Origin of the sequence: Actinoplanes sp. NPDC048988 (assembly GCF_043197815.1) — a bacterium.
Lineage (GTDB): Bacteria > Actinomycetota > Actinomycetes > Mycobacteriales > Micromonosporaceae > Actinoplanes.
On the sequence record NZ_JBICTW010000030.1, the window covers coordinates 50,910 to 59,529 of the forward strand.

The window sequence follows — 8,620 nt, forward strand, 5'->3', positions numbered from 1 at the left end:
ACAGGTTTCACATGGGCGAGTGCCGGTACCCTGGCTCCTCGTGGACATCCGTGCGCTCAGCGAGCAGCTCGCCTTCAATCCGACGGATCCGACGGACCTGATTCACACCCTTGGTCTGTACGGTGTGTGGGCGATCATGTTCGCCGAGACAGGCCTGCTGGTCGGGTTCTTCTTCCCGGGCGACTCGCTTCTCTTCCTGGCCGGCGTGGCCGCCTCGCCCGTGGCCGACTCGATGTTCGGTGACGGCACGCAGCTGTCCTACGTCGGCCTGCTGATCGGCGCGCCGATCTGCGCCATCGTCGGCGCCCAGTTCGGCCACTGGCTCGGCGCCCGGTACGGGCGGCGGATGTTCGACAAACCGGACTCCAAGCTCTTCAAGAAGGAGTACGTCCAGAAGGCGGAGTACTACTTCGAGAAGTTCGGCCCGGCCAAAGCCGTCGTGCTGGCCCGCTTCATCCCGATCGTGCGTACCTTCCTCAACCCGGTGGCGGGCACGCTCGGCATGCCGGCCCGGAAGTTCTTCATCTGGAACGTGATCGGCGCCGTCCTCTGGACCGACGGCATCATCATCATCGGCCACACGCTGGCCCAGCAGATCTACGACGCCGTCGGCGACCACATCGACCGCTACATCCTGCCGGTCGTCGCCATCATCGTCCTGATCTCGCTGCTCCCGATCTTCATCGAGATCCTGCGCGAGCGCCGCCACAAGAAGAACGGCGGCACCACGGACCCGGAGCCCTCAGCCGCCATAGGAGTCGTCGCCGCCGCAAGCATCGCCGGCCTGGTCGACGCCGCCCGCGAAGAGGACGACAACGACGACCGCTACCCGCCCCGCTCGCACCGCCGCAACTAACCACCCAAGTCCACAAAAGACGCCGCCCCTCGGGGCGGCGTTTTTTCGTTGGGCCACCCCACGCACAGCCGCCCCAACCACCCAGCGACGTTCCTTCCGCACCATCGGACGGCGTTCCTCGCCTTTCCGCCGTCCGGCAGCGTTGCTCCCCTTTCGCCCCGTCCGGCAGCGTTTCTCCCTTCCCCACCGTCCGGCGTCCTTGTCATCTTCGCCAACCGCCGGACACCCTCCCTTCCCCCGCTCCTCACCGGCCGGGCTCGGCCTTACTTCCCACCGGTCCGGCTCGTCTTACTCCGCACCAGCCCGGCTCGGCCATACTCCCCACCAGCCCGGCCAGCCTCACTCCCCACCGGCCCGGCTCGGCCTTACTCCGCACCAGCCCGGCTCGGCCTTACTCCCCACCAGCCCGGCCAGCCTTCCACTCACCACCGGCCGGGCTGCCTTACCCCACCGGCCAGGGCGGCCTTCCTCGCTGACTCCCCGGCCGCGGACGACCTCTCGCATCCCCAACCGGCTCGGCAGCCTTCTCCCTCACTCCCGCACCCGGAATGCTTCCCTCCCTCAATCCCGACCCGCCGGCAGCCTTCCTTCCCCACGGCTCCCTCTCCACTCGCCGGCAGCAAGTCGCGGCGCCCAGAACGGTCGTGCCCGCTGAGGTGGTGTATGACTCGGCCATCGCTGATCCGTGTGTGTTGATGCTAGGCGGCGATCTCTGTGGTCTGGTCGGCTTCGGTGTCTTGGCTGGTCTTGACTGGTGTGAGGCGGGCTTTGCGGATGAGGTCCAGGCCCATGTAGCGGCGTCCTTCGACCCATTCATCGGTTTGTTCGGCGAGCACGGCGCCGACGAGGCGGATGATCGCGGCCCGGTTCGGGAAGATCCCGACGACATCGGTGCGCCGGCGGATCTCTTTGTTCAAGCGTTCCTGGGGGTTGTTCGACCAGATCTGACGCCAGAGCTCACGCGGGAACGCGGTGAACGCCAACAGGTCGGCGCGGGCGTCGTCGAGGTGTTCGGCGGCGTCACCGAACTTCTCGCCGATCATCTCCAAGACCCGGGCGTATTGGGCTTCGACCGCGGCGGTGTCGGGTTGGTCGAAGACCGTGCGGACCAGGGTGGCGACCCACGGCTGCGCGGATTTGGGGACTTTAGCGAGCAGGTTGCGCAGATAGTGGGTGCGGCAACGCTGCCAGGACGCGCCCGGCAGCGCGGCCCCGATCGCGTTGACCAGCCCGGCGTGGGCATCGGAGACGACCAGGCGGACCCCGGACAGGCCGCGGGCGGTCAACGAGCGCAGGAAGGCCAGCCAGCCGGCCCCGTCCTCATCGCTGCTGATGTCCAGGCCGAGGACTTCCCTGCCGCCGTCGGCATTGACCCCGACCGCGACCAGGCCATGGACGTTGATGATCCGGCCGTGTTCGCGGACCTTGATGACCAGGGCGTCGAGCCAGACGAACACATACGGCCCGGCGTCCAAGGGCCGGTTGCGGAACGCTTCGACCTGGGCATCCAAATGCCGGGCCATCTCCGAAACCTGCGACTTGGACAGCGACTTGATGCCGAGTTGCTCGACCAGCTTTTCCACCCGCCGGGTCGAGACGCCGAGCAGATACGACGTCGCGACCACGCTGACCAGGGCCTGCTCGGCGCGGCGGCGGTGCTGCAGCAGCCAGTCCGGAAAGTAGGAGCCGTGCCGCAGTTTCGGGATCGCCAGCTCGACGGTGCCGGCCCGGGTGTCCCAGTCGCGCTGCCGGTAGCCGTTACGCGAGTTCGTGCGCTCGTCGCTGCGTTCGCCGTACTCAGCACCGCAGACCGCGTCGACCTCGGCGGACATCAGCGTTTCGGCGAAGGTTTGCACCATCGCCCGCAGTAGATCAGGGCTCGCCGATTCAAGATGCTCGCGCAACAGACTGGCGACGTTCAGACTCGGTTCTGCGGCCATCGCAGGTCTCCTTCTTGATCTAGACAATCCGAAGGATCTGCGATGGCCGCTTCTGTCTGCTGGAAAAGACCAGGTCATACACCACTTCGGTGGACGCAACCCCCAGAACGCGGTCAGAGCGGGAAACGGCCCGACCAGAACGCGGACAGCGGGACACGGTCGGCCAGAACGCGGACAGCGGAGGCGGCTCGACCGGAACGCGACAACGGAGGCGGCTCGACCGGAACGCGGACAGTGGGACACGGTCGGCCAGAACGCGGACAGCGGAGGTGGCTCGACCGGAACGCGGACAGCGGGAAACGGTCCGGCCGGACGCAGACAACGAGAACGACCGGCGGAGACAGCCGATCGCAGAGGCAGCCGATCAGCAGAAGCCGGCTGGCGGGAAAGCCAGCCGGCTTGGGAGGCCGGGTGCGGAGGCTGCGGCGGGAGCTGGTGGGTCGGGCGCTGGGCGGCGGCCGAGGCGCAAGGCCGTTGGGGGTGGGGGTTTGCGGGTGGGTGGCTGTGTGGGCGTACGGGAAAAGCGAAAGCCGCCCGAAAGGGACGGGCGGCTTTGCTTGTGCGGAACTTCGTGGCGTTGGGCGCGCCTTTGGGGAAGCCCGGAGGGCGGCGGGCTCCTGGACGGGACTCGCTGGGCTGGACCGCGGTGGGCGCGGGCCGGTGGCGGGATCTCGTGGGAGGGTCGGGCCGGTCAGACGGAGAGGGCGGTGGAACCGGAGAGACGGCTGAGGAACTCCTCGGGGCAGTCGCGCAGGTTTTCCAGGCGGCCGGCGGCCAAGGCCCGGTAGGTGAGCTGCGCGGCCTCCTCGAGGTTGCGGGCCCGTTTGTGGGCCAGCTCGACCGAATCGCCCAGGACCACGCAGCCGTGCTGGCTCAGGACCAGGCAGTCGGTGCCGTCGGCGGCCATGGCGGCCGTCAACGAGGCCAACTCGATCGTTCCGGGCAGGCGGAACGGCACCGTGGAGACGCGCCTCAGGTAGTAGGCGTGGTCCGTGGTGACGATCCGGATGTGCTCGCCCAGGGCGTCGAGCAGCAGAGCTGTCTGCGGATGCAGATGGATGATGGCGTTGACGTCGGGACGTGCCCTGTACAACGCGAGGTGCAACGCCAGTTCGCTGGTCGGCTCGCACTGCGGCGGCGGCATGTTGCCGACCGTCGCGGGTGAGCCGTCCGACACGCGGACGGCGGCGAAGGTCGTACGGCTGAGACGGCCCAGCCAGGAGCCACTGGCGGTGACCCAGATGGCGTCCTCGTCGGGGATACGCGCGGACAGGTTGCCGCCGGAGCCGGCCACGAGGCCGGCCTGGATGACGTCGAAACCCACGAACGCGAGCTGATCGCGCAGATCGCCGTGGACGTAGTTCACCCGTTACTCCTCGGGTCCTGGGGGTGGACTTGAGGCGGAGAAGGATTTCGGCCTGGCGTCACGCCCCACGTGATGCCGGTGACGCCAGGCGAGTCCCGAAAGCGGTCAGCGCGCCTTCTTCGTGGCCCGCTTGCGCGGCGGGGTCAGAAGATCGGCGATGGTCGCGATGGCGGTCGGCACGAGCCGGTAGTACGCCCACACACCCCGCTTCTCACGCTCGAGCAGGCCGGCCTCCGTAAGGATCCGAAGGTGATGGCTCACCGTCGGCTGAGACAGACCGAGCGGAGCGGTCAGGTCGCACACGCAGGCCTCACCGTCCGTCGCGGACTGAATGAGGCTCAGCAGCCGAAGCCGGGCCGGGTCGGCCAGTGCCTTGAGCACCCCGGCCAGCCGCTCGGCGTCGGCACGTTCAATTGGCTCGCCGGCAAGCGGCGAGATCTGAGGCATTGTCATTTCCGCCAACGCAGTTCCCACGATCTCCATCCTTCCACCAACTGCATCGATTCTCCTGCATGAGTGCAGGAACGAACCGCCTAACTTCGAGGCCGTAAGGCCGACATCGATCGCCGGGTCGGTCGATCCAGGATGGCCGGTAACCCGAACTCCCGATCAACCTTTACCCCGCCACCGAACGCGGTCTCTGCCTCCTGCAACGCCTCAGCCGCCGTCTGGTCGCTGTCCATCTGTGTCGAGGTCTCGATCCCCGCCCCGGGAGTGAGACGCCCCACATTGTCAATTCGTCGATCTGTTTCCGGTGACTGATCCGATTTGAGCAAGGTCCGCACACACCTCGCCGTCGTCATCCCAACACCGTGTGCGATCTCCCGGACCGGGCGGCCGGATGCCGGAAGTTCACGACCCGATGAAAGCACGGCACCACGCTCTGCGACGGGCAATTCAGTGATGAATTTACGCAGGTCGTGGCGTGCTTGCATGTATCGAGCGTACTGGCTGGAACGAAACTGGAACCTTTCGCCCCGGCAGTGTCGAAGGGAACTATTGACGCACAACATTGGGTCTCTCTATAAACAAACCTTACTGTTGGCCAAGTCCCTTTCGCCCCATCCGGAGAACATCGACGCAGCTCAAAGCCCCTATGTCCTGGGTCACAGGGGCCACGGCCGGCAGATCACCCGGACGAGGTGCTGAGAAGGTGCTGTGAATCGTGCGATCGGACGTTTACCCATGTAGCGAAAAACACCCTCCGACCGGCCGGTCAAGCGCTATCCGGACAGCCGATTGGGGGACATCGCTGGATGAGAAAGCTACCCGTTCGGGTGACCCATACCCATCAATATGAGGGGGCTCACCTCAAAACGAGGGGGGTAACTGGCGAGTAACTACTCCGACGGACGTGACCAGTACTCATCATCCGACGGCGAAGGGGCCGCACGCTTCGCCGGCTCGGCCCCACTCGCCTCACCGGAAGTCCCGGATTCACCGGCGGGCGAGGACGCTTCGCCCGGATCAGGTACGGATGAAGCACCCATCCCGAAAGCAGCCGGCGCCGCAACCGAGGACGATGCGCCACCGGGCGTCTGCCCAACGCCCGCCGCGGTCGCCGCCGCCTGGTCAGCCCCCGGCCGTGACGACGATCCAGACGCGGCAGACGCCGACGCGGGCATGACCGGTGCGGCGGCGGTGGGCGGAGTAGGCACAGGAGCCGCAGGCGCGCTCCCGCCCGGCGGGGTCTCGCCCGGCGGGGTCTCGCCCGGCGCCGACGCTGCGGGTGCTGACGTGGCTCCGGCTGGCGCCGGAGCGGCCGAAGGGGCAGTTACGGCCGAACCGGGCGTGGGCATCCCCGGCGCAGACGTGGCGGGAGCGGTCTCGGAAGGCGCGGCATAGACCGACGCAGCAGGCACAGGCCCGGCGGGCACAGGCGCGGCGGGCACAGGCGCGGCGGGCACAGGTGCGGCGGGCGCAGGCGCGGCGGGCGCAGGCGCGGCGAACGCAGGCCCGGCGGACGCGGGCGTGGCGGGCGCGGGCGCAGCGGGCGTGACGAAGGGCGCAGCGGGGGTGGGGGCGGTCTCGGGCTGAGAAGCTGCTGGGCCTTCCAAGGTTGGTGTGGCCGGTGGGCGGGCGTACGGGGAATCGGCGTCGTTTCCGTGGGACGGGGCGGGCGCGGAAGGGTATGGCGCGTAGGGCGCCGAGGCGTACGCGCTGGAAGGGCCTGAAGCGTAAGGGGACCCGGGACCGTACGCACCGGTGTCGTATTGCTGGCCGTAGCTCGCCGGATGGCCCGGGTAGGGGGCGCCGTAAGCCGGCGGATAGCCGCCCGGGGGCACATTCGGGGCCGCCGCGGCGACCGGCTTACGGAAGAACGCGCGGGGAGCCGTCAGCACCAGGATGCCGACGATGGCGTAGCCGAAGATCTGGGCGACCGAGAGTGCGGCGTTCGTGCCGACCCAGCCGCCCGGGTACGCGTCGGTCAGCCGGGTGCCGAGGGAGCCCGGCACCGCGTCGCCGCCTCGCTGGGCCGCCACCGTCAGGGCGCTCGCGGCGCCGGCCAGGATGCCCAGGACGCAGACCACCAGTGTCGCTATCCGGGCGGCGTTGCTTCCGCGGCGCAGGGCCAGGCCCAACACCACGTACAGCGCGAAGATGATCACGGCTAGGGCCAGGGCCACCGCGGCGCCGAGCCAGACCACCGCCACGTAGTAGTCCAGGTCGCTGTCGCCGGTGAAGGACTGCAGCTGACCGTCGGTGACCTGGCGGAAGCGGTGGATCGTCCCGGGCACGATGGCCAGCGTCGTGATCGCATAGATCAGGCCGAGCACGGCCATCACCCAGAGTATGACGGCGGCCAGCGACACCGTGGGCGGCCGGCCCGACGGTGAGGGCGGCGGCGCCACGGCGATCGGCAGCGGCTGGACTGGGTATGACATCGACGACTCCCCGCGGTGATCCGTTGGCCCGAACCTACCCGCGTGGAGCGTCGAACGGTGCGGAACCCGTTCAGCGGGACGTCACGGCTTGGGTGGTTCCGTCCCGTCCGGGTCGGTCGGCTTCGGCTGTGAGCCCCACGGCGGCGGCGGTGCCCCCCACGACGGCTGGTCCCCACCCGGCGGGGGCGCCGGCGGCTGAGCGTAGGGGTCGGAGGCCGGCGGCGGCGGATTCGAACCGGGATAGGGCGGAAGCCCCGGAGCGGGTTGCCCCGGTTGTCCCTGCGGCGTCGGATAACCCGGCGGGTACGGGTTCTGCTGTCCGTACATCGGGTACTGCCCGCCGGGCTGCTGGCCCGGGTATGGCGGATATCCGACCGACGGGTCCCAGCCCGCGGCCGGCTGCTTGCGGAAGAACTCGTTCGACGCCGGCAGCGCCAGCAGGATCACCGTGGCCAGTACGGCCAGCAGCGCGATGACGGTCAGCGCCGTCGTGGTCGGCGTGTACCAGGACGGCAGGGCCTCGTTGAGCCGCTGCTCGATGTCGTCGTCCTGCCAGGTCGCCGAGCCGCTGTTGCCCGCCTGCTCGGTCGCGCTGACCAGGGCGTTTCCGCCCAGGCCGATGCCCAGGCAGCAGATCGCGATGCCGCCGATCACCCAGGTGACGATGCGGGACGGGTTCTTTCCGCGGTTGTTGAAGATGGCCAGTACGGCGAAGCCGGCGCCGATCAGCAGGTTGATGATCCCGCCGAAGACGAAGATGCCGGCCACCACGCCTTCGGTGCCCTCGGCCTCGGTGCCCGCGTACGCGTCACGCACCGCGTCGGACATGCGGCCCATCACCGAGAACGTGGCGATCGCATTGATCACTTGGATCGCGGCAACCAGGTAGAGAAGGTACGACGCGACCGTCACGATGACCGGGCGCGGCCTTGCTATGGGTGCCGGGTAGCTCGGAACGGTCACAATGCCCCCCATTCTTGATCCACTCACGGTATCGGGCGGCCGCCATATTCGCGACAGCGGAGCACAAGCGGCGGAGCTGTGGCAACATCGGGCGACGATGGACGAAATATCCGTAAATAGGTCGCTCGTTCAGGGGGCGACACGGGTCGATCCGGCCCCCTACACTTCCATCCGTGGCGCCGACGTGGCAGCAGAGACCTCCCGCGACGCCCCCTGCCCGGACGAGTCGCCCGCCCCAGACGAGGGCCGAGGCAGACCGTCCTAGGGCACCTGTCCCGTTACGCCGGCCGCGTGACCACACCGCGGCCGCCCCAGACCTGTTAAGGACCGGTGAGTCCCATGCCCCACGCCGACACCTTGGACGTCGTTCACCATGACGACACCCGGACCCGATTCACTGACGTGCGATATCAGCTCCACCGCGACGGCATCCGTATCTGGCCGGCCGAGGGCGGAGAACAACTGGTCACCGACGTCCTGATGACCCAGGCCTACCGGCAACGGACGGCCACCGACTAGGTGTGCTGTCCAGGGAGGTTGGTCGAGGTGGTGTGACGAGTTGATCTGACTCTGGACGGGTGAAGGCCTCCGGTTGTGGAGTGGAGCTGTC

Annotated in this window: 7 protein-coding genes; 2 read left to right on the forward strand and 5 right to left on the reverse strand. The window is 68.5% G+C overall.

The window, feature by feature from the left end:
• Window positions 1–40 precede the first annotated feature (40 nt).
• On the forward strand, window positions 41–856 hold the full coding sequence (locus ACGFJ7_RS45940; protein ID WP_360248130.1) for a DedA family protein: 816 nt from the start codon (window positions 41–43) through the stop codon (window positions 854–856).
• Between the two features lie 698 nt (window positions 857–1,554).
• Here ACGFJ7_RS45940 and ACGFJ7_RS45945 read toward each other — a convergent pair.
• From ACGFJ7_RS45945 to ACGFJ7_RS45965, 5 genes are all read right to left on the reverse strand, one after another.
• Complete coding sequence (locus ACGFJ7_RS45945) at window positions 1,555–2,796, reverse strand: IS256 family transposase (protein ID WP_392642587.1); 1,242 nt, start codon at window positions 2,794–2,796, stop codon at window positions 1,555–1,557.
• Window positions 2,797–3,487: 691 nt separating this feature from the next.
• The gene (locus tag ACGFJ7_RS45950; RefSeq protein WP_360248128.1) at window positions 3,488–4,162 is read right to left on the reverse strand and encodes a class II aldolase/adducin family protein; all 675 of its coding nucleotides are present in this window, start codon (window positions 4,160–4,162) and stop codon (window positions 3,488–3,490) included.
• Between the two features lie 105 nt (window positions 4,163–4,267).
• Window positions 4,268–4,645: a helix-turn-helix transcriptional regulator gene (locus ACGFJ7_RS45955; RefSeq protein ID WP_014440216.1), complete on the reverse strand. Its 378-nt coding sequence runs from the start codon at window positions 4,643–4,645 to the stop codon at window positions 4,268–4,270.
• 857 nt (window positions 4,646–5,502) lie between these two features.
• Window positions 5,503–7,047, reverse strand: a complete 1,545-nt coding sequence (locus ACGFJ7_RS45960) for a hypothetical protein (protein ID WP_392648756.1) — start codon at window positions 7,045–7,047, stop codon at window positions 5,503–5,505.
• A gap of 81 nt (window positions 7,048–7,128) precedes the next feature.
• Window positions 7,129–8,022, reverse strand: coding sequence for a hypothetical protein (locus ACGFJ7_RS45965; protein WP_360248124.1), 894 nt, complete (start codon window positions 8,020–8,022; stop codon window positions 7,129–7,131).
• 327 nt (window positions 8,023–8,349) lie between these two features.
• Between ACGFJ7_RS45965 and ACGFJ7_RS45970 the strand changes: the two genes are divergently transcribed.
• Window positions 8,350–8,529, forward strand: coding sequence for a hypothetical protein (locus tag ACGFJ7_RS45970; protein WP_360248122.1), 180 nt, complete (start codon window positions 8,350–8,352; stop codon window positions 8,527–8,529).
• Window positions 8,530–8,620 lie beyond the last annotated feature (91 nt).